The organism is Streptomyces xantholiticus (genome assembly GCF_014651015.1).
GTDB lineage: Bacteria > Actinomycetota > Actinomycetes > Streptomycetales > Streptomycetaceae > Streptomyces > Streptomyces xantholiticus.
Genome location: NZ_BMWB01000003.1, coordinates 94,974 through 118,358, shown reverse-complemented (window position 1 = coordinate 118,358; position 23,385 = coordinate 94,974). Strand labels below are relative to the sequence as shown.

Below are 23,385 nucleotides of genomic sequence, written 5' to 3'. Positions count from 1 at the left end.
GCAAGGAGTCAGCGAGTGCGGGTCAAGGTGACCGTGTCAGTGCTCTTCACAGCGGCCCTCATTGCCGGATGCGGCAGCGGTGGGGATGCGAAGAGCAACCCCGGCCCGCCACAGGCCTCACAGGGGTCCCCGTCAGCCGAGCGGAGCCGGACGCAGGCCCCGACTGACGCCTCCTCCGGCCCTCTCAGCGCCGACCGGTTGGAGTCCGCCGCGCTGTCAGGAACCGTGGACAACTTTCAGATCGCCGACTGGCCTGCGAGGAGCCACGGCGGCTCCAGAGCCGAGCCCACCGCCTGCCAGCCGGTCGAGAACATGCGTATCGCCTATCCCGCCCCGGCCCCCAAAGCGATTGTCGGCAAAGTGGCCTACGCAACATCTGGCCCTTCGGTCGGATCTGCCACCACCATCGGCCTCATGGCATACGACCAGTCCGGCGCCGAGCGGATCCTCTCCGGACTCCATGCCTCCCTCGAAAAATGCACCTCCTACGACGGCGGTGTGCCCGCCCGCACCGCCGTCCAAGCCGTGGCCGCCCCCGACGCTGGCGACGATGCGCTGGCCTTCCAACTCAACACCGAGGGCAAATCGCAGCCGGACCTCATCGCCGTCGTACGCACCGGTGCCACCGTCGTGCTGTTCATCACCGCGAGTGGCACCGGCGCGCCAGCCGAGCTGCCTGACAATCTGGTGACCGCGCAGATCAATAAGCTGGAGCGGATCTCCGGGGGACGATCGTAGGTGCGCGAGCCGTATTCCTCTTCACCCTTCGGGTCTGTCAAACGGCCGGTGTAGCCAGGGATGTCGGGGTGTAACGGGCTGCGGTGAGTCGGCCGTCGAAGGCGTCAGGGCGGTCTTCCGGCCGTACCCACTCAGCGACCGGCAACCGAAATCACCTGACCACCGCGATCAGGCCGATGCAGCCATCCGGAGCGAAACAGGGAGGCTGCTACTCCGCCGGACTTCTGGATTTTCCCTGGTCAACTTGTCGGCCGGGGTGGGGCTGGAGGTTGAGCGGTCCGAACTCGTCCATGCGGAAGACGACTTCGGGATCGCCTTCCTCGGGGATGACCTCACCGTCGGCGATCGCGTAGAGATGCTCGACGCGGGCCTTCTTGGCCGCGTAGTCCGGGTCGCGTGAGGTCTTCCAGGTCTTCACGCGTCGAAACGAGACGCCCTCCTCGCGGAGCAGAACCCGAAGGCCCTCGTGGCTGATGTCGTCGACCACCCCCTCGGCGACCAGGAAGTCGGCCAGTTTGGCCAGGCTCGAGGTCGAGAACGGCAAGCTGTGCTCAGCCGGCTTGGACTTGGCGGTCTTCTTGATTTCCCGGCGTTCCGGGAGGGTGAAGGCTTTCGGTCGGCGCCCTTGTACTTCGGGTAGAGCGAGTCGAAGCCCTCGTTGTTGAAGTTGTGGAGCACGTCCCGGACCCGGTCCGGGCTGGTGAACGTCACCTCGGCGATCTTCGCCACGGGCATGCTCTGTGCGGACAACAGCACCATCTGGGCCCGCCGCCAGGTCACCACCGAACCGGTGCCTCTGCGGATGATCCGCAACCACCGCCTGCCTTCGTCGTCATCGATTTCCCGGACCTGCACACGTCCAGCCACGTGATCATTCTGGCGGCCCGGAGCCGCCAGGCGCAGCAACCGAGCGATGCGTCAGGACAGGGCGAACGTTGCCTGATGCGGCACTAGACCTGCTCGAGGCCGGGGTTGCCGGCCTGCGTCACGAACGAGGCCGTCGTGGTGACCGGCGCGCCCGGCGTCGTCACCGCGGCGACCGTGCGGAAGTCGGCGCGCGCCTGCTGCCGGTCGAGGGTGACCGTCACATAGCCGCGGCGGCCGTTGTAGAACCGCATGTGCGGGTTGGCACTGGTGTAGGTGTCCCAGCTGGCCGGCTTGTCGGCACCGTCCCTGCCGCTGGAGATGGAGGTGGCGACGATCTCGGTTCCGACGACCTCGGCTCCGGGCGTCTCGTAGTCGCGCTTGATGTCGTACGCGTAGGCGACGTGCACGTCACCGGTGAGGACCATCAGGTTCTCGATGCCGGCCGACCGGGCGCCGTCCAGGACGCGGTCACGGGAGGCCGGGTAGCCGTCCCAGGCGTCCATGCTGAGCTTGGGGTCGTCGGTGAGGTCCAGCTTGCGCTTGGAGAAGTTGACCTGCTGCGGCACGACGTTCCAGGTGGCGGTGGAGGCGCGCCAGCCGTCGATCAGCCAGCGCTCCTGCTGTGCGCCGGTCATCGTGCGCGACGGGTCCTCCGACTCGGGCCCCGAGACGTGCGCCCGGTCCCCGTACGCCTGGTCGGAGCGGTACTGGCGGGTGTCGAGCACGTCGAACCGGGCGAGCTGCCCGAAGTGCAGCCGGCGGTACAGCTGCATGTCGGGGCCGGTGGGCTGCTGCGGCGCGCGCAGCGGCATGTTCTCCCAGTAGGCGCGGTACGCGGCGGCCCGGCGCAGCAGGAACTCCTCCGGCGGGACGCTGTTTTCGGGCGTCTCGTCGGCGTAGTTGTTCTCCGTCTCGTGGTCGTCCCAGGTGACGACGAAGGGGTGCGCGGCGTGGGCGGCCTTCAGGTCGGGGTCCGACTTGTAGAGGCCGTAGCGCAGCCGGTAGTCCTCCAGGGTGACCGTCTCGCGGTTGAAGTGGGCGGGCAGGACGAGGTCGGTGTGATTGCGGGCACCGCCCGCGGAGTTCACGGCGTACTCGTAGAGGTAGTCGCCGAGGTGGAAGACGACGTCGAGGTCCTCGGCCGCGAGGTGCTTGTAAGCGGTGAAGTACCCGTCGTGGTAGGCCTGGCAGGACACGGCAGCCAGCTTCAGGTCCCCGATGAAGGCGCCGAGCGCGGGCGCGGTGCGGGTGCGGCCGACGGGGCTGATCCAGGTGCCGGTGCGGAAGCGGTAGTAGTAGACGCGGTCCGCCTCGAGGCCGACGGCCTCGAGGCGGACGCTGTGGTTGAACTCGGGGAAGGCGGTGACGGAGCCGCGCTTCGCGATCCTGGCGAAGCCGGCGTCGTACGCGACCTCCCACTGCACCTGGACCCTGGCCTGCGGCAGTCCGCTGCCGGGTTCGTACGGCTTCGGTGCGAGGCGCGTCCACAGTACGACGGAATCGGGCTGAGGGTCGCCGGAGGCGACGCCGAGGGTGAAGGGGTCCTCGGTGATCTTCCGGCCGTTGATGGTCTCGGCGTGCGCGGTGCCCGGCAGGTTCACCGAGAAGGCGAGTGCGGCGGCGGCGGCCGTGGCGGTGAGGAAGGTACGGCGGCCGAGGTGCCGGGCGGCCGCCGCTCTGAGCTCGGGCGAGTGGGTCGTGTGCGCGGGTGTCATATGGCCCTCCCCTGACGGGTGTTGTCAGTCGCATTGGAGTGGGGGCCGGCGAATCCGCGTTGGCGGGGACACAACATCCGCATGTCGGCCGGATGAGATCCGTGTACGGCACAGGCGCGTACGCTGCTGACCATGAACGCAGTGGTGAGGATTGCGGTGGTGACGGGTGCCGGCTCCGGCATCGGCCGGAGCGTCGCACTCGAACTGGCACGAACAGGCGAGAATGCGACCGTGGGTTCGCGTGCCACGCACACGTGGTCGGTGGCACTCGCCGGCCGGCGCAGCGGGACGCTCGAGGAGACGGCGGCGCTGATCCGGACCGCCCGGCCGGACGCGGACGTGTTCTGCGTCCCGACGGACGTGACGGACCCCGAGGCGGTGGCCGCGCTGTTCTCCGCGGTGCGCGAGCGCCACGGCCGGCTGGACCTGCTCTTCAACAACGCGGGCACGTTCGGCCCCGGGGGCATCCGCTTCGAGGACCTGCCGTACTCGGCGTGGCGCAAGGTCGTCGACACCAATCTGACGGGCGCGTTCCTGTGCGCGCAGGCGGCGTTCCGTCAGATGAAGGAGCAGACCCCGCAGGGCGGCCGGATCATCAACAACGGCTCGATCTCGGCACACGCGCCGCGCCCGAACTCCGCGCCGTACACCGCCACCAAGCACGCGCTCACGGGCCTGACCAAGTCCCTGTCACTGGACGGCCGGCCCTACTCGATCGCCTGCGGCCAGATCGACATCGGCAACGCGTCCACCGACATGACGAGCGCCATGCGGTCGGGCGTCCTGCAGGCGAACGGCGAACTGGCCCCGGAGCCGATGATGGACGTGGGCGATGTGGCCCGGACCGTACGCCACATGGCGGAGCTGCCGCTGGCGGCGAACGTGCAGTTCGCGACGGTGCTGGCGACGAACATGCCGTTCATCGGGCGCGGCTGAGGGTCACCGCCCGGCCGGCCCGCGCCCCTGCGTCGCGTCCGGTTCCGCCATCACCTGCGGGTCGAACGACACGTGGGCCAGGGCCGTAACAGGCCGGCACGCTCTGTGCGAGTGTGCGACCGTCCGACCTCAGCAGGTCGCGCACCACCGCGGTCGCCCGGGACCCAGCTCCGCCCGTGAGGTGGACGCCAGGAGTTGGAGCGCGGCCGAGGTCGAGCCCGTGGCAGGCTGGCGTTCATGGAGCACACGGACCACAACTGGGAGACCGTCGGCCGCCTGCACGCGTGGCTGCACGAGAACAGCAAGTACCCGCCGGAGCAGGAGGTGTTGCTCCGGGTGCTGAAGCTCTCGGAGGAGGTCGGCGAGGTCGCCCAAGCGGTCATCGGCACGAAGGGCCAGAACCCGCGCAAGGGCACGACGCACAGCTGGCAGGACGTGGAGTCCGAACTGTGCGACGTGATCATCACGGCCATGGTGGCGCTGCGCACGCTCACCCCGGACGCGGCGTACGTCTTCACCTCTCACCTGGACCGGGTGGCGGGGCGCTCCCTGGGCGGCTGACGGCCTCTGCGGCAGGCCGTACAGGGAGTTTCAACCCGGTCACTCTCGGAATACTCCTTTGCGGGGAAGGAAGCATCACGCCGCAACCGAGCAGTGGGGGCCGGAGTTGGGCTTTCGATGCGCCGTGTGCGACGGTCCGGACGCCCGCCTGGACGCCGGCCGGCGCACCGCTCTGTGCACCCCGTGCGAGCGGGCCGGCCCGGCCGGCCGTGAGCCCGTCCGGCTGGGCGACATCCTGACGGCGGCAGGGGGTGTCCTGACGTTCACCTCCCCGGACCGCGACCGCCCACGCCGTACCGCGTGCCGGTTCTGCGGCACCGAGGCCGAGCGGCACCGGACGGCCGGCGGCCGCCGGCTGCCGAAGGAGCCGGCCGCTCACCCCGTCGACTCCGACCTCACCCGCGACCACCCGCCGGAAAGGTGATGGCTCAACAGCCCTGTCCGACACAGGAGTCCTGCCCGGTCGGCGTGGAGCTCGTGCTCCTGATCGGGTACCACCCGTGCCGCCGCGAACGCCTGCTGCCGAGCGGCAGGAACGGCCGCCGCCGTTCCCCTCGGCATCCGTGAGATCACTCCACTCCATGTCCACATCAACGACCCAGACGGACTGGTTCCATGACCGGCCGGACACGTTCTGGAGGGGATGCCCCGCCCAGGAGCGGTCCGAACCGGGTCCTTCGTCGCCTTAGGGGTTCAGACGGTCCCAACGCGATGACGCTCAGCCACCACAGCCTGAGCCACCTGCGCCAGGGCCGCCGTGTGGGTCTGCTCGACCTCGGTCCCGGCGAACACGAGATGCGCCAGCTCGGGAACCGGGACATGCCGGTGGGCGAGGTGGGCGACCAAAGCCGGAAGCCGAGTGAAGACCAGGTGCCGTGTCTCCTCCTGGAGCGCCTCATACCGGGCGTTCATTCGAGCGGACTCCTGCACGGCTGCGTCGCGCTCCGTCCGTAGTGCCGTCAGCAGACGGCGGATGCGGAGCAGAAACGGGGCCGCGAGAAGTCCAGCGATCACCGTGGCCGTGATCACGACCACAGGCAGCGCCTCCGGTGCCGGCTTCATCAAGGGTCCTCGGACAGTGTGGCAACGGTTGAATGCGTTGCGCCCGGTGAACAGTGGACGGCTCTGGGGCCACGGTCAGGGCCGCAGGCAGTGATGCGAGACGTACATTGCGGACTTCCTCCAGGGCTCGGATGCCTGCCGGGTCGGCAGACGCAGGGAGGGGCCGAACCGCGACCGGAATACGGCCGACTGCCGCTTGCTCCGGTCGCGGCCGGCGTCGGGTCAGGCGGGCGGCGGCAGCCGGTCCGCGAGGGCGATCGGCGCCCACCAGTCGGGGTAGACGGTCGGGAGTGCGCTGGCCGCGTCCAGTTCCGCCAGGTCCTGCTCCGTGAGTACGAGGTCGACGGCGGCGAGGTTTTCGGTGAGCTGGTCGGGGCGCTTCGCGCCGACGATCACGCTCGTGACCCCCGGTCGGGCGAGTACCCAGGCGAGGGCGACGCGGGCCACACTCACGCCGTGCCACGAGGCCACGACGCGCAGCGCATCCACGATGTCCCAGCCGCGTTCCCGGTCCACGGGCGGGAAGTCGGCGAGGGCGCGTCGCGCGGTCTCGTCGCCGGCGCCGTTGCGGTCGAACTTGCCGGACAGGAACCCGCCGGCGAGCGGGCTCCACACCAGCGTGGCGAGCTTCTGATCCGCAGCCATCGGCAAGATCTCCCGCTCGATGTCCCGTCCGGCCAGCGAGTAGTACACCTGCTGGGACACGAAGCTCTCCGACCCGCGCAGCTGCGAGGCGCCGAGGAACTTCATCATCTGCCACGCCGCCAGGTTCGACGCGCCGATATAGCGGATCTTGCCCTGCCGAACGGCGTCGTCCAGAGCGGCCAGCGTCTCCTCCACCGGGGTCAGCGGATCGAAGCTGTGGATCTGATACAGGTCGATATGGTCTGTACGCAGTCGGCGCAGGCTGTCCTCCAGCGCCCGGGTGACCCACTGCCGTGACAGACCGACGTCGTTGGGACCGGTGCCCATGCGGGCGAAGAGCTTGCTGGCAAGCAGCACGCCTTGGCGCCTTGGGCCCAGTACCCGACCGAGGATCTCCTCGCACTCACCCGCCGCGTACATGTCCGCGGTGTCGAGGAGGTTGACACCTGCGTCGAGAGCCAGGCCGACAAGCTCGTCCGCAGCTTTCTCGTCCAGCCCACCGACGAGGCTCCACGGCGCCGTCCCCGCCCCACCGAACGTCATCGTCCCTAAAGCGATCCGGGAGACGAAGACCCCCGTGGCACCGAGTTGCTCGTACTGCATGTTCCACCTTCCACCGATCCGTGTAGGCGCCGTGGACGGTGCTGCCGCGGCCGTCGGCACGGCTGCCTCCGACGCTAGGAGGCTCCGACCGAACAGACCATGATCAAGCGTCTGGCGAACCTGCGCGTTCGTCCATGGCGGACGGCACACGGAAGGGAACCGCTGGCCAGCCGTCCAGCCTCGCCGTCACCGCTGCGAGCGGGGCGCTGCGGTACTGCGCCGGCGAGATGCCGGTGACCCGTTTGAACGCGGTGCTGAACGCGCTCTCCGACGAGTACCCCCATTCGGCGGCCACCGAGGCCACGGTCCGCTCACTGCGGCGCAGCTCCCGGCCGCCGGCCAGAATCCGCCAGCGCTGGAGGTAGACGAGCGGCGGCAGCCCGACGAGTTCCTTGAAGCGGGCGGCGAAGCTCGCCCGGGACATGCCCACCTGAGCACCGAGTGCGGCGACGGTCCATGGGCGGTCGGCCTGCTGGTGCATCAGCAGCAGCGCCCGACCGATGCGCGGATCGCCGAGCGCACCGAGCCAGCCGGGCGCGGCCGTCCTGTCCGGTGCGCCCGCTCCCGCCACGACGGCCCGCAGAGCCTGGATGAACAACATCTCGGTGAGCCGCTCCGACATCACGGAGGTGCCCAGGCGCACGGCGCCCACCTCCTCGAGGAACACCCCCAGCAGCGGCTGGATCGCCCTTGCCTGAGCGGTTCCGGCGCGGATGGCGACTATGGGTGGCAGGCTGTCGAGCAGCAGAGCGACGGTGGCGTCGAGGAAGTCGACGCTGCCGCCGATGATGAGCGTCCGCTCGTGGTCGGCGGTGTGGTGCGTCTCACCGATCCGCACGATGCGGCTGGAGGAGGTCCGGTAGACCTCCTCGCCGCTGTGGTACGGCGCATCCAGGTCCGCGCAGATCGCGAACGACTCGCGCGCCGCCAGCAGGAAGCAGTCACCGGCCTGGAGACGCACCGGCTCGGCACCGTCGACGCTGAACCAGCAGCAGCCGTCGAGTACGGCCCCGATCTTGATGTGCTCGTGGACACCGAAGCGCAGTGCCCAGCTGCCCCACGCCTCCAGACCCGACAGCGACCCGGCCCTGACGTTCAGCGAGGCGAGAACATCGAGCAGCGGGTCAACCGGTGATTGCATGTGCTGCACGTTAGCGGACAGCCGGCGGCTCCGCGGCAGCCGAGCACCGGACGCAGAGGTTGTCACGGTTGTGTATCGGGCCGCCACGAGAGAACCCCGCGTGGGCCGGGTCCGTAGCAGGGACCGTCGGCCTTCTCTTCGAAGCCGCGCAGCAAAAGGTCTCTTCTCCAACAGGGGTTCCCATGTTCCACAGACGTGCCGCCATGCTCGCCGCGCTCACCGCCACGGGCGTGCTTCTGCTGTCCGCCTGCGGCGGCGACGCCGGAAGCGATGGCGCCACCGGCGAAAAGGCTCCGGCCGCCGCGTCCTCGTCCGGCGCGATCGAGCTGGCGTTCAAGCGCGGCACAGCCCAGGAGAACAACGCGCAGCAGAACACCGGCGATTGGGCGAAAGACGCCGCACCAGCAGCAGCCACCAAGAAGCCCGTGGTTCGCAAGTGGGTGCAGCTGTCGGCCGGTCGGGCCGGGACGCTGAATCCCGTGGTGGTCAACGGCGCCGGGTTCACGCTGTACCGGTTCGACAACGACTCGGCCAACCCCTCGAAGTCCACCTGTGAAGGCGAGTGCGCCGCCACCTGGCCGCCGTATCTGATCGCTCCGGGTGGACGGATCTTCGTCGACGGGGTCAAGCCCTCGGCGATCGGGGTCATCAAGCGGACCGACGGTAATTTCCAGGTCACCATCGGAGGCTGGCCTGTCTACCTCTTCAGCAAGGATCTCAAGGCCGGCGACACCAACGGCCAGGGTGTGGGCGGCACCTGGTTCGGCGTCACGCCCGACGGACAGCGAGCCGGCCGGCCCACCGAGGCGGAACCCGGCAACCAGCCCAGCTCCGGTGCGTCATCGGAGGTCAGGCCCGCGAGTAGCGTCATCCTCTTCGACGCGCCCGGCTTCTCCGAGAGCGGCGCCTCTCGGGGCATCGCGGGCCCCGGCTGCCAGAACGTCGGGCGTGGCAGCACCTTCGGCTCACTGAGCGCGAACGGCTCCGTCAAGATCTGGGAGGAAGCCGACTGCAAGGGTAGGTCCGCCACGGTCGAGGGCAACGTGAGCAACCTCGCCGACATCGGGTTCACCACGATCAGGTCGATCCGCTTCGCCGGCTGACCGCTGTTCTCCGGGGCGGGTGGGCGACTCCCCCCTTTCGTTCCGCCCGCCCCGGGCACCACACGAGTCGAAGGATGGAAGGGTGCCCGTGACACGCCGCACACCGATCGCCGCCTGCGTCACCGCGCTCCTGCTCGTCCTTGCAGGTGCCGCCTGTGACTCCCCGCCACGCCTGCCGGCCTTCTCCAACCCCGTCGTGGCAGGGCTGTGGACCGCCCAGCGCATGTCGGAAGCCCGGGCCGCGGACACCGCGGTGCCGAACGGCATCGGCGAGGACGCCGGCACCACGGATCCCGAGCCCGACCCGGTGCCTGCGACGGCGGAGAAGGTGGCGTACCACGACAATGCCGCGGTAATCGGGAAGATCTTCTTCGACACCCCCGACGGGCCGAGCGTGTGCTCCGGCACTGCGGTGGAGGACCCGGCACGCCCCGGCAGATCGGGGCTGGTGTGGACGGCGGGTCACTGTGTGCACGCCGGGGCCGGCGGGGGCTGGTTCCGCAACATCGTCTTCGTACCCTCGTACAACGATCTCGGGCTCGACGCAGCAGCCCGGCAGGCCGCGGACGAGGACCGGATCGCGCCCTTCGGAATCTGGTGGGCCGACTCGGCGGAGGTCGCGCCCGAGTGGGTCGCCGAGGGCGCCCCCTCCGGCGGTGGTGGCTCGCCGTTCGACTATGCGGTGATGCATGTACGGCGCCAGGGGCTACCGGCCTCCCTCCAGGAGACGATCGGTCAGGCGGCGCCGGTCTGGTTCGGCGCACCGTCGGCCACTCGTATCGGGGACATGGCGGTCTGGGGCTATCCGGCCGAGTCCCCGTTCGATGGTGAACGGATGTTCTCGTGCCAGGACAGGCCCGGCCGTCTCTCGATCCTCTCCGACCAGCCGGTGCTGTACCGGATCGGGTGCACGATGACCGGAGGCTCCTCCGGCGGCGGCTGGTTCGCCCGCGGTCCGAACGGCGCCCTCGCGCTGGTGAGCAACACGTCCATCGGTCCGGCCGACAGCACCTGGCTCGCGGGACCGCGCCTGGGTGAGCCGGCGAAGGAGTTGTATGAGCGCGTCAGTGACAAGGCCGGTTCTCTGTGAGCCCCGTGAGCTTCGCACGGGTGGCCTCCGCGTCCGGACTCCCGAGCCCCTCCAGGATGGCGAGGGCCTCGGCCCATGCCTCACGCGCCGAGGCCACGCGGCCCACCACGTGGTGGGTGTCCCCGAGGCGGCTCAGCGTACCCGCTTCGGCGTGGGCGACGCCGACTTCACGGTAGAGGACGAGGGCCTGTTCGTAGCCGGCGACGGCCTCTGTGTACCGGCCCAGTTGGTGCTGGGCAAGGCCGATGCTGTCCCAGACGTCCGCCTTGAGGTAGGGGCGGTCGTGCAGTTCCTCCATCGCCAGGGCTTCCCGGCAGTGATCGAGCGCCTGCTGGTGTTGCCCGAGCAGGGTGTGGCACCAGCCGACGGCGTTGAGTGCCGCGGCGGTGCGGGCACTGTGGCCAGCAGCCCGCTGCAGAGCGAGAGCCTGTTGGGCGTGGGAGAGCGCTGCCTCCAGGTCGTTCTGCCGTTCGGCTACCCGGCTCAGCGCCCGGATGCTCTCGGCGCAGGCGGTGACGTCGCCGGCAGCGGTGAACAGCTCCACCGCCCGCTCCATGCGGTTCCGTGCCTCCTCGACCCGGCCCAGATGGGTCGCGGCCCGCGCCAGTTGCTGGTGGACGTGTGCCTGGGCACGGGGGTCGCCGAGACGCTCTGCCGCCTCCATCGCGATGTGCTGTGTGGCTTCGAGGTCGTGCCACAGCCCCTTCCGGTCCAGGTGGTGTCCGACGGCCCAGGCGAGCTGCCAGGTGTGCGTGTCGAGCCCATGAGCGGCCGCCGTTCTGATGGCTGCCACCAGCACCGCCCGTTCGGCGTCGAACCAGGCCGCGGCCGGACCGGAGTGCCCCGGCTCCGGGGCGAATTCCTCGGCCCGGACGCCCCGGGAGGGGGCAGCCAGCACGATCGCGGGCCGATCGGGAGAGTACGCCTGCCCTGCGCGGTGGGCACTGTGCAGATAGTGGTCGAGGACGCGGACCCGGGCGGCGTGGTGCTCCTCCGGCGTGTCGCAGGCACGTGCCAGTTCGCCGGCGTAGGTGCGCAGCAGGTCGTGGGCGGCGTACCGGCCGGGCACGGGCTCGTCCACCAGGTGGGCGTGGGCCAGTTCGGTCAGCAATTGGTGAGTGTGCGGGACGGTGAGGCCTGCGAGGCTTGCGGCGGCGGCCAACGAGGTGTCCGGGCCCGGATGAAGGGCGATCAGTCGGAACAGGCATGCGGCGGCGGGGGTGAGGGCGTGGTACGACCACGAGAAGACGGCGCGTACGTCGACCGCCGTGTCGGTGTCGCTGAAAGCGTCCAGACCGCTGTGACCGCCTGCGAGCTCGCCGGCGAGGGTCGCAAGAGAGAAGGCCGAGCGGGTCAGCGCCCGCGCAGCCGCGATGGACAGGGCGAGCGGCAGCCGGGCGCAGAGTTCGATGACCTCGTCGACGGCCGTCGGCTCGGCGGCCACTCGGTCGGCGCCCAGCCTGCGCACGAGGAAGGCTCGCGCCTCCGCCACAGAGAGCGCGCCGAGGTGGATGGGCCGGGCTCCGTCCGTGGCGATGAGGCCGGACAGCCGGTTCCTGCTGGTGACGATCACCAGGCAGCCGGGGCTCGCCGGCAGCAGCGGGCGCACTTGCTGAGCGTCGCGGGCGTTGTCCAGCAGGAGCAGCAACCGCCGCCCGGCGAGCCGTGTGCGGTAGCAGGCGGCCAGCGCGTCGGTGTCCTGCGGCAGGCTCAGCGGATCGGCCCCAAGTGACTCGAGAAGCGTGCGCAGCGCCCGGTCCGGGGAGACCGGCAGCCCGGCCGGGTCGAAGCCCCTCAGGTCGATGTAGAGCTGACCGTCGGGGAAACGGGAGGTGACATGGTGGGCCCAGTGCACGGCGAGGGTGCTCTTGCCGACTCCTGCCATGCCGGTGATGGCACTGACGACGATGGTCGTGGGCACCTCGCCGTTGCCGTCAAGCAGCAGGTCCAACTGTGCGAGTTGCGCCGCACGCCCGACAAAGGCCGGCAGATCGGCGGGGAGCTGTGCCGGCGTCGGCTGGTCGGGTGCCGGCGCGGCCGGGTTCGCGGGCGTGGGAGGGGCGATCAGTCCGGCGTCCGCCTGCAGGATGCGCTCGAACATGCGCCGGAGTTCAGGTCCCGGATCGACACCCAGATCGCCGGCGAGAACCGCGCGGGCCTCGCTGTACGTCGCGAGCGCCTCCGCCTGGCGTCCCGACCGGTACAGGGCCAGCATCAGCATCTCCCGGAAGCGTTCGTCCAGCGGATGCTCGGCCACCAGGGCCGCCAACTCCCTGGCGACATCGGCGTGTTCGCCCAGTTCGAGCCGGACCGCGAGACTCGCCTCCAGGACGGCCAGCCGCAACCTGCCCAGCCGTTCGCGCTGCGCCTGGGCATACTCACCGCGGACTCCGGCCAGCGCGGTCCCCTGCCAGTGTGCGAGGGCGTCGTCCAGCTGCCGTGCGGCAGTCTTGACATCGCCGTCGCGGCGCGCCCGGTCGGCCCGGGCGGCGAGGTCCCGGAAGGCAGCCAGATCGAGCGATTCGGGCGACGTATGCATCTGGTAACCGTCCCCCACCGAGAGGATCGCCAGGGGGCCGAGCAGCCGACGCAGCCGATGGACGTAGGTACGCAGCGAACTCACCGCGGACCCCGGCGATCCGGTCCCCCAGACGGCGTCGACCAGCGCTTCGACCGGGACCTGTGCGCCTTCGCCGAGCAGCAGCACGGCAAGGACCGCACGCTGCTTCGGAGGGCCGAGGTCCACCTCGTCCGGCCCGCGCCAGCCGCGGACAGGCCCCAGGACGGTGAACCGCAGTCGTTCCGGCAGCCAGGCTCTCCCCTGCTCAGATCGAGCCCAAGGCCTCTCCACCAGGCGACCGCCTTGATCCCGCGAAGAGCACTGACGTTCCGGGCCGGGCTCCACGGCGGCGCCCTCGCTGTGGCGATATCGCATGTTCCGCTTTCCGCTGATCCGCGTTCGGGCTGCGGTCGGAGCGCCGCTGCGGCCGTGACCACGGCTGCCTGCGACGCTACGGACTGCAGGCCGGGCAGGCCATGATCGAACGTCCAGCGAACCTGCGCGTTCGTCCACGGCAGCGGGAGGTGAATGCCCGGGCGGCGCCCGCACGGCGGCGTCGACGTCCAGCTCGGTGGCCTCAGGAGGTTCGGCGGGAACCTCGCCGTGGCCGGGGTGACGGTGGTGAAGGTGGCGCCGCTCCCAGCGGTCCACTCGCCGCCGATGAGCACGCCGTACGCATGGCTGGTTCTCCTCTTGCGCAAGTGATGCGGGTCAGGAGACGGCGAGGATGAGGTCGGAGGCCTTCTCGCCGACCATGATCGAAGGGGCGTTGGTGTTGCCGGAGGGCACCGACGGCATGATCGAGGCATCCGCTACGCGGAGCCCTTCGACGCCGTACACCCGCAGCTCGGGGTCGACAACCGCGAGGGAATCCTGTCCCATGCGGCAGGTGCCGACCTGGTGGTGGTAGGTGCCGACGGCCCGGCGAACGTAGGCGCGCAGGTCGTCGCGGGTACGTGCCTCGGGCCCCGGCGCCACCTCGGCCTTGCGCCAGGTGTCGAATGCGGCCTGTCCGCCGATCTCCCGGCACAGCTCCACGGCGTCGACCAGTGCTTCGAGGTCGTACCGCTCGGAAAGTACGTTGGGGTCGAGCAGGGGCGTCGTCTCCGGGTCGGCCGACGCAAGCCGCAGTGTGCCGCGCGAGAGCGGTCGTACGATGCCGGGGGCGATGGTGTAGCCGTGCTCCGGCACCGGATAGGACTCCGCCGGATAGACCAGGTGCAGGAAGAGCGGCTGCAGATCGGGGCCCGGACGGCGGGCGTCGGTGGAGGCGAACAGCTGGCTCTCCAGCAGGTTGGCCCTGCCGGGCGGCAGCGGCCGGGAGGCCTCGTAGACGTTGCTGACCAGCAGGTGGTCGTGCAGGTTCTCGCCCACGCCCGGCAGGTCCACGGTCACCTCGACGCCGACCTCGCGCAGGTGCGCTGCTGGGCCGATACCGGAAAGCAGCAGCGTCTGCGCCGAGCCGATGACGCCGCCGCTGAGCACGACCTCGGCGGAGGCGTACGCCCGGTGCACGGCGCCGTCGGCTGCGTACTCGACACCGACGGCCCGGCCGCCCTCCATCAGCACCCGGTGCACACGGGCTCCCGTCGTGACGGTCAGCGCCTGGTTGCCGAGCACCGGGGCGACGAAGCTCTGCCAGGCGCTCATCCGCCGCCCTTCACGGATCGTGGCGTGGTTGAAGCCGACGCCGGTCATCCGCTCGCCGTTGAAGTCGTCGTTGTGCTCGTGGCCGAGCGCGAGGGCGGCCTGCACGAACGCGGCGGCGGTGGGATGCGGCTCGGTGATCCGACTGACCGACAGCGGTCCGTCCTTGCCGTGCCAGGCGCTCTCGCCGTCAACGTGGTCCTCGGACCGTTTGAACAGCGGCAGCACGCTGTCCCAGTCCCAGCCGGGACAGCCCGCGTAGGCCCAGGCGTCGTAGTCGCTGCGGTGACCGCGGATGTAGATCATGCCGTTCAGCGAACTGGAACCGCCCAGGACCTTGCCACGAGGCCAGTACAACGACCGGTTGTTCGCGTGCCGCTGAGGCTCTGTCATGAGTGCCCAGTCCAGGGGAGACTGGAAAAGCAACGGCCAGCTCTGCGGGCTGTGCACGCGCTCGTCGTCGTCCGCCGATCCGGCCTCCACCACATGGACCGAGTGCCCGGCGTCCAGCAGCCGCCGAGCGATCACACTGCCCGCCGATCCGGCGCCCACCACGAGATAGTCGTGCTCGATACCTGTTCGCTGTGACATCGCTTTACGCTCCTCACTCCGCTGTCGCATGGTCGAAGCTAGATCGGCGGAGTCGCCACGGCTCTCCACCCGGCGCACCGGCAGTCGCCAGTGGGCGCTCAGCGGGGGACGAGACCTATGACATGCACGTCCTGGGCGTCATCGACGGTGCTGACGCTCCGTGGACCGCTGGACCCCTTCATCATCCGTGCCCAGTGGTGCGTTGATCAGCACCGTTGGGACACCGCACAGCTCAAACCCGACGGCAGCCGGCGACGCGCCCCTGAGTGTGTGCACGGAGCTGCACCAACGGGTTGGTCAGACCGGCCGTCCCCAATACGGCACCTGCGGCACTCGGATGTGCTGCCGCACCCGTAGGCGGTATGCGGCGCATCCAATGACGTACTCCGCGTAGCCGCCCCACCCCTCCGCGAACCGCGAGCCCGGCGGTACGGCGACGACCTCCCCTGCAGCTTCCTCCCCGAGGCCGAAGGGAGGTTCACCCAGCAGCGGGGAAATGGCCTGCGGTCATCATCGCATCGGGGGAACCCCGCACCCGCCTTCCGTACGCGGATCAGCACCTGCCCGGGCGATGCAGGGGTCAGCGAAACCTGCGTCCCGACGCTCGTAGGATGGGTGTATGGCATCAACCACCCGACGGCCCTCCAGTGCCGCTGACCGGCGCGCCGCAGTGGAGAGGCGGATCCTGTCCGCGATCGGAGAATTGCTGCGCGAAGGCAAGACCTACACCGAACTGGGCGTGGAGCAGATCGCGGCTGCCGGGGGCATCTCCCGCTCGGGGTTCTACCTGTACTTCCGCGACAAGGTGGATGTGCTCCTGCGGCTGAGTGCTTTCCTGAAGGCAGACAGTTTCGAGATTGCACAAGGCTGGCAGCCCTGCGGTCCCGCCGGCGGACTTGACGGGCTTGCCCACACCTATGAGCAGCTGTTCAGGCACTACCGCAAGCATGCGGCCCTCCTGGCAGCGATCAACGAAGTGGCTGCATACGACCCTTCTGTACGTGGGTCGTGGACATCGACTCAGGACCAGTTCATCGACAACACCATGGAGCTGCTGACCCAGGAACAGCTTGCCGGTCGCACACCAGCTGATATCGATCCGCTGTGCGCCGCCACAGTGATGGTGCGAGGCGGCGCGCAGGTCATCGCCCAGCAGGTGGCGACAAGCGATGGCCATGACGATGCCGTGGTCGCCCGCGAGATGGCTTGCGGCTACTGGTACGGCCTCTTCCGGCGTCCTGAGTAGCGCCCCCGGGTTACGCGGGAGAACGACGCTCCGGCGAACCGCCCCGCCACCAGGGAGCTTTGGGCGAGCCGTTGGGGGGCTTGCGCCGTCGCCCCTCTTGACGGTCTCAGCCCTCGGCAGCCACCGCTCCAGCGGTGGCCGGCTCGTCGAAGGCTCTCTGTGCCGGGAGTGGTGTGTCCACCGGGCGCTGCTGGGCCTGGTTGAGCAGTAGGTGGGTGACGTCGGGGCGGGAGTAGTGCACTACGGCCCCCCGTCAACGGCCAGGTTCACGGCCAAGGGCAGCCAAGCGCTCCCCTATCATCCGGGCGTGGCCGCGGTGACCGGCACCGCGGGAGAGGATGCCCTGGACAGGTGGCTAGCCTGCCCGAACTCCGCACTCGGTACGGTCGGTTGACCGGAGAGGGACCGCCCGTCGAGGCGATGAGCGCCCTGATCAGAAGCCCCGGAAGACACCGTCCTCATCGGCGGAGTCGACGAATTCCGACCAGTCCATGTTGGCGAGAGAGATGTTGTTCTCGATCGACGACAATTCCTCGGCGATGACCCGCAGTTCGCCGCCGCCCTCGCTCTTCAGGATGACAAGCAGCGGCATCCCGGGGGTGGTGAGGGCCGTCTTGTCGGCCACGATCAGGAACTCATCAGCGGTCAGCGATGTGATCTGCTCGGACGTCAGATCGCGGTAGGCGGGATCGTCCACGATGTCCACGTTCGCAAGGAAGTCCTCCTCGATCGGCGTCGTGACCGCCGCGTGCAGGGCTTGCCAAGCCGCTTGGTCGGAAAAGTCGGTACGGATCAGCAGGGTCCAATCTGTTTCCGGCAGGCTCTTCACAGGTGGTCTCCTCGTGTGTGGGGCCGTGTCGGAACGGGTCGGCGCACACCAGGTGCGGGCCTGGGGCGAGGCCCTCCCGCCGGGGTCGGTGGGTGACAAGGCCGCGGGGTCGAGGCCCGGCATCCGGGCCAGGTCGGTCAGCACGGCCCGCGCGAGGGGCGCCGGGCGGGGCCCGGGATCCGGCCCGCATGACCTGGTCATTCCTTTCATCCCTCCGCAGCTGCCGCACGGCTGGGGCACGGGGCCTTCGGGGATCAGCGCAAGGAATCCGGCGGGCAGGGTGAGCCGCCGTCCGGGTCGCCGTGGTACACGTGCTGCACCGCGAGGTCCGGTGAAATCCCAAGTTCCCTTGAGGCAGTGGACCGTGAACGACGACACCGCTGAGATCACTGCGTCCTCCCGGCCGTCGCACTTGCGTTCCGCGGGTCGGCGAACCGGCGTTGTCCCGAGACCCTTGAGCAGTCGGGGGTGGTGATCCGGGGGGCGGTGGCTCCGCTTGCGGCATCCGGGCTGAGGTCGGGGCCGGTCGGCAGCATCGCCAGCAGTGGCGAGGGCAGCGCGGTCGCGTCCCGCGCCGTGTAGCCGAGGGCCGTCAGCGCCTCGTCCCCTGCCACCCGGTACTTCACTCCGGTCTCGGTCACCAGATAGGTGGTGTCGCCGACCGTGCCGCCGCCCGCACCCAGTGCCCGTACCAGCGCGCCGCGACCCGGACTCACCACGGTCCCGTCCACCGGGCTGCAGGCCGGGGCAACGCGGTCGCCGGTGTGCTGGACCAGCGGCGCCAGTGCGGCCACCGGCACCAGAGCGCTCGACACCCGGGTGCCAGCGGAACCGGGCTCGACCACGGCGCACGCCGTCAGCTTCTCGGTGACCTTCGTCAGGCTCGGCGGCGATCCCGGCAGGTCGTCCGGCGCGGCCTGAGCGCTGCCTGGTGCCAGATGCTGCCCGAGCACATCCGAACCGACGACCGGCACCTGGGGTGCCTGCCCGTCGTACGCCGCCTCGCGGGTCCTCGGATCGCCCAGCAGCAATGCCGCCGCTGTGTCGGTGAGAGGCTCAAGGCCCTTGCGCCCCAGCACATACCAGGATCGTGAGCCACCAGGGACCTGTACGCGGAAGAGCTGTCCCACCCTCGTCGCCGCACCTGCCAGGGACGGTCCCGGTTCACCGCGGCCGGGCACGTCAGGAGAGGTCAGGTCAGGCCCGGCGGGCAGGGCGTCGAGGAAGGCGGACGACACGCTGCGCGGTGTGGCCGAGCCGTATCCAAGGGACTTCACCGCACCGCTCGACGCGTCCAGCCGCAGCCGGCTGCCCCGCCACATCAGGTATGCGGTGCGGTCCGGGCCGACCAGCAGCACCGCCTCGCGTGTGCCCAGCTGGCGGTCCGCCTCACGGCCGCCTCCGATTACCAGCACCGTCCTGGCAGCGCCCTTCTCAGGGTCCACCACGGAACACACCCGCCAGGCACCGCGCTCCAGCCGGTTACTGCCGGGCACGCTGTCGGGCGCTCCGTCGATGCCGACCGATACGCCGATCGGCGTTCCATCCAGGGACCCCGAGCCCACGTCCACCGTGGTGAGGTCCTTGCCGCCCAGCAGAAGTGCCGACGCGTAGTTGCGCACCGGACGCAGCCGACCGCCGAGATATACGTAGCGGGCTCCGGTGTCCTTGTTGACGATGAGTGCCTCACCGCTGCGCCAGGAGTCGTTGCCACCGGGTGAGAGCAGCCCGAAGACGAACGCACCCGCGCCGATGAGCACGGCGATCACGACACCGGTCACCAAGCCGCGGGTGGTGCGCGCCAAGGGGCTCTCGGGCGCGTCCGGTTCGCCGAGCAGCATTCCGGAGTTGAGCCGGCCCATGACGAACATGTGAGCCTGGACCTGGTCGCGCTTGGATTGCATGATCCCCCCGTCAGCCGTTCAGTCCGCGCAGGCCACCGAAGAGGCCGACTACCCACAGCACCAGCGGCAGAAGGCTGATGGCGAGAGCGCTGTGCAGCAGCTCCGCGGCCCGGCCCCAGTACGGAACAAGTCGACGCCCCGGCAGCACCCACGACGCGATGGCGAGGACGGCGGCCACCGCGAACGTGGCACCGGCCACCGCCGGCCGCTGTTCCGGCCGCACGGCCGCGACCAGTGCGAGGGTGAGAAGGGTGAGGCCCCACACGCCGGGCAGGGCCATGGAGAGGCGCTGCCAGACATTGCCGAGGCCCCGCCCATGCAGGAGCAGGAGCATCGACAGGACTCCCGTCGTGACCACCTCAGGCAGTGCCGGGCGCGACAGCACGGGGAGGACGCAGACGGCGGCGACCACGCCGGTCGAGGCGTAGAGCACCGTCATCCAGGAGTTGGCGAGCTTCGTACGGGCGCTGACGGCTCGCCCCGAGTACGGCTCGATGTCCTCCTGCAACTGCTGCGGGTTGTTCGGCAGGAACGGCATACGCATCCCGGCGAGTTTGAACGCGATCGAGGGAATGAAGGCGCCAAGCGCCGCACAGGTGGCCGCAATCATCAAGGCCGCTTCCTCGATCGGGAATCCGGCGAAGGCCATCAGCGCACCGCCGGCCATTCCGGCCAAGGCACACAGCGTGACCCCGGTGAACAGCGGTGTGTAGAGCGCCACCATCGACACGGCCAGGACTGCTCCCCCCGCGCCCGCCGCGCCGGCGGCCAGCAGCCGGGCGCCCAGCACCTCCTGGGCATAGGCCCCGGCGAGTTCCCCGCCGGGCACAAGCCAGCCGGCAAGGGCGAGGCAGGGTGCGGCGAACACGCCCAGGACCGCGCCGGAGGGCGCGTCGCCCACGGCGCGGCTCGCCGTTGCGGCGCCCGCGAGGAGCAGTGCGCCGGTTGCCGCGAGTGATAGCACCCGCGCGGCAGGGGAGCCGCCGGGCCAGACCAAAATCAGCAGGCCGATCGCCACGGTGAACCCCGTCAACCCGCGCAGAAGCAGTCGACTGCTGTACGGACCCCAGCTGTGCAGGTGGTCGCGCATGGTGGTGGCTATGCCGTCCACCAGGTCGTCCAGTCGTACTGCGGGCAGTTCCTCCGTGCGAGGGCGCAGATACAGCACTTCGCCGTGTTTGACGTTCAGTGAGCCAAGGGTTCCCTCGCCCTCCAAGGGAGCCTCTCCGAGGCGCTGGAGCACCCAGCCACCGTGTTCCAGCCCCTCTTCCTCCAGTTCCGCACCGGCATGGCGCAGAACGGCCGGAAGCAGGTCGGACACCGGTACATCGGACGGTACCGCCCAGTCGATGGATGTGTCGGGGGTTCGCACGGTCAGGTGACAGAGACCGGCCGTTGAGGTTTCGGTCATGCAGAAGCCGCCCTTTCCTGAGCGTCATCGGACCGGACTTCCTGGTCCACCTCTTCAGGTGGTCCGATTCCTTGTGTCCCGTGCCGGATGGCGGCCCGGTCGGGAGGCGTACCGGGTGGGGCCGGCTGTCCGGAGTCTCCGATGGTGAATCGAAGTCAGCCGGTTTTTCCGAGGGCGACGTGGACAAGAAGGGCAGCAAGTTCCGCGGGCATCGACAGGAACGGCGAGTGACTGCTTTCCAGCCGGTGAATCGCATTTGCCCGGGCAGCGAATTTCTCCTGCATCTGGGGCGGCAGAGCCTGGTCCTGCTCACAGATGATGTACGTGCAGGGCGTCGTTCGCCACCCCGCCTTTGTCACCCGATCGCTCATCGATCTCACACTTTGCGGCACGAGTTGCTGGACCGCTCGAACGGTCTCCTCCTCGGACACATCGGCGTAGAGCTCCGTATCACTGTTTTCCAAAGGCGGGTAGACGCCCTTCGGATCCTCCGGCTCGGGAGCGCCATGGGCCGCATAGAGGCTCTCCCCGACGTCCAGCTGATATGCCGCCAGGTAGACGGCATGCGAGACGTTCGGGGCGTCAGCGATGGCTTGGGTGACCGGAATGCCACCGTAGGAGTGAGCGACGACGACTACGGGACCCTCGATGCTTTCAAGGGTCTCCCGGACGACCCGCGCGTCGTCATGAATGCCGGCGAGCGGTTCGGTGGTCGGGGCTTCCGGCCTCACAGCACTGGGCAGTTCAACCGTTCGAGTCGCCCAACCCTCGGCCTCCAGCGCGGACTCCAGCTTCTCCCAGCACCAGGGGCCGTGCCATGCCCCGTGCACCAGGAGCAGAGTGGGACGGGATGCTTCGGCGGTAGCCAAGTCGAATCTCCTAGCTGTTCCAGAAAACCATGACTTCAGAGAACTGCGGATCGCCAAGAAGCCGCTGCGCCGCTCGGACAAGCAGCGCAGTCACACACCCCATCGGCGAAGCGAGCGTCGTAGGTGCTGTACGTGACAAGCGGCACGCCGGGCGCCGGCTCGCTGGCTGCGTTCGGACAGTTCGCTGCAGCGTCGCGTTCCTCCGCCGTGGCGGCCCGGCAAAATCCCCCGCATCTGTGTTGTGGATGCGCATCCGGCAGCTGGACGGGGGCCTGGCCGCCGGATGCAGCACCTACCGAGGGCTGTCCAACTGTCCGTGCAACCTCGGTATCCCAAAGGCTAGTTCGAATTGGACACAATGTCCAACGCAATGTCCAACGCAATGCCCAACGCCCCGTCCAACTCGGGCGCGTATCGGCGAGGGAGATCTGACGCACATGCCGTCGCACCGGGCGGATCCGGGTCAGCCGGTCTTCCACTTCTGGTCACCCGCGCCGCTGCACGACCACAGTTGCAGCCCGGCACCGTTGCCCGTGGCGTGGTCCTTCACGCCCACGCACTTGTCCGACTGCGGGTTCACCAGGTCATGGGCCGAATTCAGGCGGAACTGCTGTGCCGGGTTGCCAGTGCAGTTGGCGAGCTGGATGACCGCACCGTTCTCGCGCGAGCCCCAAGCCACATCCATGCACTTGCCCATGGACCGGAGGGTGCCGTCCCCGTAGAACTCCCAACGCTGGTTGACCGCGCCACCGCAGTCCCAGATCTGCAGCGGTGTGCCGTCCACACCGCTGTTGTCCTTCACGTCGATGCAACGGTTGGAGGCAAAGCCGATCAGCAGTTGACCGACGGGCTCGCTGGAGGCGGTCAGCTCGCCTGCGCCCCCGCTTGTTCCACTGAGGGCGGTGTTTGACCCGGCTCGCGTCGCGGCGGTGGACCTGGCGCCGGAATCTGATCCGGAGGCCCTGTACCCGCCCGTCGACGGGCCTGACTCGCTGCTACTGCTCGGTCGCGGGGAGGCGCCCGCCGCGGCCCCGTCCCTGCCTGGCGAACCCGTGGAACCTCCCTCTGTCGGTCGCCCGGAGCCGGGCTCGCTCGGCGGAGCGGAACCGTAGGCGTCGGTCGGTTCGCCGCCGAGAGCGAGAACGGTGTCGCCCTCGGCCACTGTCCGCTTGGGCTCGGAGTCCTTGCCATCGCCAGTCTGGGTGAGCAGCAGGGGAATGGCGATCAGCAGCGTTCCGGCGATGGCCGCGCCCGCCAGCATCGCCTTGCGGGGCAGGCGGGGCATGTCGGGTTCCTCCGGCTGCGAACCGGTGTCCGCCGCCGCGGAGGCGGCCGCCGCACCGGAGACGGTCGCTGCTTCAGCTCCTCCCGTTACGGCGGACGAGTCAGCGGTGGTGCCCTCCTCGGATCCGGTGGCGGTGTCCGCGTCCGATGCGGAACTCTTCGGCGAAGCCTCCGCCTCCGAGTCCTCCCCGGTGGAGTGTTCCTCTTCCATTTCCGCTTCGGAAGCCGGCTGCTCGCCGCCTGCGGCGGCCGGCTTGCCGCGCGCGCCCTCGGCGCTCTCCTCGGGCCTCGTTGGCCGATTCGGATCTCCGGCGTCCGGTTCGGCGAGTGCCGCGGCTATCTCCGCCGCCGAAGCAGGGGAAGTCTCCGGTTCTCCAGGGGAGGGGTCCGCGGCGAGCGGAACGGTTACCGGTGCGCGTTGCGACTGACTGTTGTCGGTATCGGTCATTCGTGCCTTCCATGGATGGTGACCAGTGGGGGAAGTGTGGTGCGGCAGTGGGCATCCGCCGGGATCTGCCGCGGCTGCTCACCCTGAACTACGGCGGAGGGCCTTGCGCGGATGCCGCCGGGAGGGGACTTCCCA

20 protein-coding genes and 1 pseudogene are annotated in these 23,385 nt (G+C 69.6%); 8 read left to right on the top strand and 13 right to left on the bottom strand.

Annotated elements, in window-relative coordinates:
- Positions 1–225 precede the first annotated feature (225 nt).
- Positions 226–738: a hypothetical protein gene (locus IE198_RS07070; RefSeq protein WP_229833785.1), complete on the top strand. Its 513-nt coding sequence runs from the start codon at positions 226–228 to the stop codon at positions 736–738.
- Between the two features lie 217 nt (positions 739–955).
- On the opposite strand, the pseudogene IE198_RS36300 reads toward IE198_RS07070, so the two are convergent.
- Together IE198_RS36300 and IE198_RS07060 are read right to left on the bottom strand one after the other, a co-directional pair.
- Positions 956–1,605 (bottom strand): annotated as a pseudogene (locus IE198_RS36300) (helix-turn-helix domain-containing protein); the annotation flags it as partial.
- Positions 1,606–1,688: 83 nt separating this feature from the next.
- Positions 1,689–3,320, bottom strand: a complete 1,632-nt coding sequence (locus tag IE198_RS07060) for an alkaline phosphatase D family protein (RefSeq protein WP_189883876.1) — start codon at positions 3,318–3,320, stop codon at positions 1,689–1,691.
- Positions 3,321–3,452: 132 nt separating this feature from the next.
- Here IE198_RS07060 and IE198_RS07055 point away from each other — a divergent pair, with 132 nt between their 5' ends.
- The 3 genes from IE198_RS07055 (at position 3,453) to IE198_RS07045 (ending at position 5,241) form a co-directional block, all read left to right on the top strand.
- Positions 3,453–4,256: an SDR family oxidoreductase gene (locus IE198_RS07055; RefSeq protein WP_189883874.1), complete on the top strand. Its 804-nt coding sequence runs from the start codon at positions 3,453–3,455 to the stop codon at positions 4,254–4,256.
- A gap of 237 nt (positions 4,257–4,493) precedes the next feature.
- Complete coding sequence (locus IE198_RS07050; protein ID WP_189883872.1) at positions 4,494–4,817, top strand: MazG-like family protein; 324 nt, start codon at positions 4,494–4,496, stop codon at positions 4,815–4,817.
- Positions 4,818–4,941: 124 nt separating this feature from the next.
- On the top strand, positions 4,942–5,241 hold the full coding sequence (locus IE198_RS07045) for a hypothetical protein (RefSeq protein ID WP_189883869.1): 300 nt from the start codon (positions 4,942–4,944) through the stop codon (positions 5,239–5,241).
- A 269-nt stretch (positions 5,242–5,510) separates the two neighbouring features.
- Here IE198_RS07045 and IE198_RS07040 read toward each other — a convergent pair whose 3' ends face one another.
- The 3 genes from IE198_RS07040 to IE198_RS07030 form a co-directional block, all read right to left on the bottom strand.
- On the bottom strand, positions 5,511–5,879 hold the full coding sequence (locus IE198_RS07040) for a hypothetical protein (RefSeq protein ID WP_189883868.1): 369 nt from the start codon (positions 5,877–5,879) through the stop codon (positions 5,511–5,513).
- A gap of 222 nt (positions 5,880–6,101) precedes the next feature.
- The gene (locus tag IE198_RS07035; RefSeq protein WP_189883866.1) at positions 6,102–7,127 is read right to left on the bottom strand and encodes an aldo/keto reductase; all 1,026 of its coding nucleotides are present in this window, start codon (positions 7,125–7,127) and stop codon (positions 6,102–6,104) included.
- A 103-nt stretch (positions 7,128–7,230) separates the two neighbouring features.
- Positions 7,231–8,268 carry an AraC family transcriptional regulator gene (locus IE198_RS07030; protein ID WP_189883864.1) on the bottom strand — a complete coding sequence of 346 codons (1,038 nt, stop codon included), beginning with the start codon at positions 8,266–8,268 and terminating at the stop codon, positions 7,231–7,233.
- 182 nt (positions 8,269–8,450) lie between these two features.
- Between IE198_RS07030 and IE198_RS07025 the strand changes: the two genes are divergently transcribed.
- Positions 8,451–9,371, top strand: coding sequence for a COG4315 family predicted lipoprotein (locus tag IE198_RS07025; protein ID WP_189883862.1), 921 nt, complete (start codon positions 8,451–8,453; stop codon positions 9,369–9,371).
- An 88-nt stretch (positions 9,372–9,459) separates the two neighbouring features.
- Entirely contained in the window at positions 9,460–10,461 is a 1,002-nt protein-coding gene (locus IE198_RS07020; RefSeq protein WP_229833784.1) for a trypsin-like serine peptidase, read from the top strand.
- Here IE198_RS07020 and IE198_RS07015 read toward each other — a convergent pair.
- On the bottom strand, positions 10,436–13,312 hold the full coding sequence (locus tag IE198_RS07015; protein ID WP_229833783.1) for an AfsR/SARP family transcriptional regulator: 2,877 nt from the start codon (positions 13,310–13,312) through the stop codon (positions 10,436–10,438). The genes IE198_RS07020 and IE198_RS07015 overlap by 26 nt on opposite strands.
- A gap of 237 nt (positions 13,313–13,549) precedes the next feature.
- Between IE198_RS07015 and IE198_RS07010 the strand changes: the two genes are divergently transcribed.
- Positions 13,550–13,726, top strand: coding sequence for a hypothetical protein (locus IE198_RS07010; RefSeq protein WP_189883855.1), 177 nt, complete (start codon positions 13,550–13,552; stop codon positions 13,724–13,726).
- 6 nt (positions 13,727–13,732) lie between these two features.
- Here the strand turns inward: IE198_RS07010 and IE198_RS07005 are convergent, their stop codons facing one another.
- On the bottom strand, positions 13,733–15,259 hold the full coding sequence (locus IE198_RS07005) for a GMC family oxidoreductase (protein ID WP_189883853.1): 1,527 nt from the start codon (positions 15,257–15,259) through the stop codon (positions 13,733–13,735).
- A gap of 619 nt (positions 15,260–15,878) precedes the next feature.
- Here IE198_RS07005 and IE198_RS07000 point away from each other — a divergent pair.
- On the top strand, positions 15,879–16,505 hold the full coding sequence (locus tag IE198_RS07000) for a TetR/AcrR family transcriptional regulator (protein ID WP_189883851.1): 627 nt from the start codon (positions 15,879–15,881) through the stop codon (positions 16,503–16,505).
- A gap of 106 nt (positions 16,506–16,611) precedes the next feature.
- On the opposite strand, the gene IE198_RS36065 is transcribed toward IE198_RS07000, so the two are convergent.
- From IE198_RS36065 to IE198_RS06975, 6 genes are all read right to left on the bottom strand, one after another.
- Positions 16,612–16,746: a hypothetical protein gene (locus IE198_RS36065; protein WP_268246463.1), complete on the bottom strand. Its 135-nt coding sequence runs from the start codon at positions 16,744–16,746 to the stop codon at positions 16,612–16,614.
- Positions 16,747–16,938: 192 nt separating this feature from the next.
- Complete coding sequence (locus IE198_RS06995; protein WP_189883849.1) at positions 16,939–17,334, bottom strand: DUF6924 domain-containing protein; 396 nt, start codon at positions 17,332–17,334, stop codon at positions 16,939–16,941.
- Positions 17,335–17,720: 386 nt separating this feature from the next.
- Positions 17,721–19,238 carry a type VII secretion protein EccB gene (eccB, locus tag IE198_RS06990; protein WP_189883847.1) on the bottom strand — a complete coding sequence of 506 codons (1,518 nt, stop codon included), beginning with the start codon at positions 19,236–19,238 and terminating at the stop codon, positions 17,721–17,723.
- A 10-nt stretch (positions 19,239–19,248) separates the two neighbouring features.
- Complete coding sequence (gene eccD, locus IE198_RS06985; RefSeq protein ID WP_189883845.1) at positions 19,249–20,649, bottom strand: type VII secretion integral membrane protein EccD; 1,401 nt, start codon at positions 20,647–20,649, stop codon at positions 19,249–19,251.
- A 155-nt stretch (positions 20,650–20,804) separates the two neighbouring features.
- The gene (locus IE198_RS06980; RefSeq protein ID WP_189883843.1) at positions 20,805–21,518 is read right to left on the bottom strand and encodes an alpha/beta hydrolase; all 714 of its coding nucleotides are present in this window, start codon (positions 21,516–21,518) and stop codon (positions 20,805–20,807) included.
- Positions 21,519–21,981: 463 nt separating this feature from the next.
- Positions 21,982–23,250 (bottom strand): RICIN domain-containing protein, encoded by a 1,269-nt coding sequence (locus IE198_RS06975; protein WP_189883841.1) that lies wholly within the window; start codon positions 23,248–23,250, stop codon positions 21,982–21,984.
- Positions 23,251–23,385 lie beyond the last annotated feature (135 nt).

Bases quoted from the DNA above. Each gene is read 5' to 3' on its own strand.
- IE198_RS07060 (WP_189883876.1), bottom strand. From the start codon at position 3,320: ATGACACCCGCGCACACGACCCACTCGCCCGAGCTCAGAGCGGCGGCC.
- IE198_RS07055 (WP_189883874.1), top strand. From the start codon at position 3,453: ATGAACGCAGTGGTGAGGATTGCGGTGGTGACGGGTGCCGGCTCCGGC.
- IE198_RS07050 (WP_189883872.1), top strand. From the start codon at position 4,494: ATGGAGCACACGGACCACAACTGGGAGACCGTCGGCCGCCTGCACGCG.
- IE198_RS07040 (WP_189883868.1), bottom strand. From the start codon at position 5,879: ATGAAGCCGGCACCGGAGGCGCTGCCTGTGGTCGTGATCACGGCCACG.
- IE198_RS07035 (WP_189883866.1), bottom strand. From the start codon at position 7,127: ATGCAGTACGAGCAACTCGGTGCCACGGGGGTCTTCGTCTCCCGGATC.
- IE198_RS07030 (WP_189883864.1), bottom strand. From the start codon at position 8,268: ATGCAATCACCGGTTGACCCGCTGCTCGATGTTCTCGCCTCGCTGAAC.
- IE198_RS07025 (WP_189883862.1), top strand. From the start codon at position 8,451: ATGTTCCACAGACGTGCCGCCATGCTCGCCGCGCTCACCGCCACGGGC.
- IE198_RS07010 (WP_189883855.1), top strand. From the start codon at position 13,550: ATGCCCGGGCGGCGCCCGCACGGCGGCGTCGACGTCCAGCTCGGTGGC.
- IE198_RS07005 (WP_189883853.1), bottom strand. From the start codon at position 15,259: ATGTCACAGCGAACAGGTATCGAGCACGACTATCTCGTGGTGGGCGCC.
- IE198_RS07000 (WP_189883851.1), top strand. From the start codon at position 15,879: ATGGCATCAACCACCCGACGGCCCTCCAGTGCCGCTGACCGGCGCGCC.
- eccB (WP_189883847.1), bottom strand. From the start codon at position 19,238: ATGCAATCCAAGCGCGACCAGGTCCAGGCTCACATGTTCGTCATGGGC.
- eccD (WP_189883845.1), bottom strand. From the start codon at position 20,649: ATGACCGAAACCTCAACGGCCGGTCTCTGTCACCTGACCGTGCGAACC.
- IE198_RS06975 (WP_189883841.1), bottom strand. From the start codon at position 23,250: ATGACCGATACCGACAACAGTCAGTCGCAACGCGCACCGGTAACCGTT.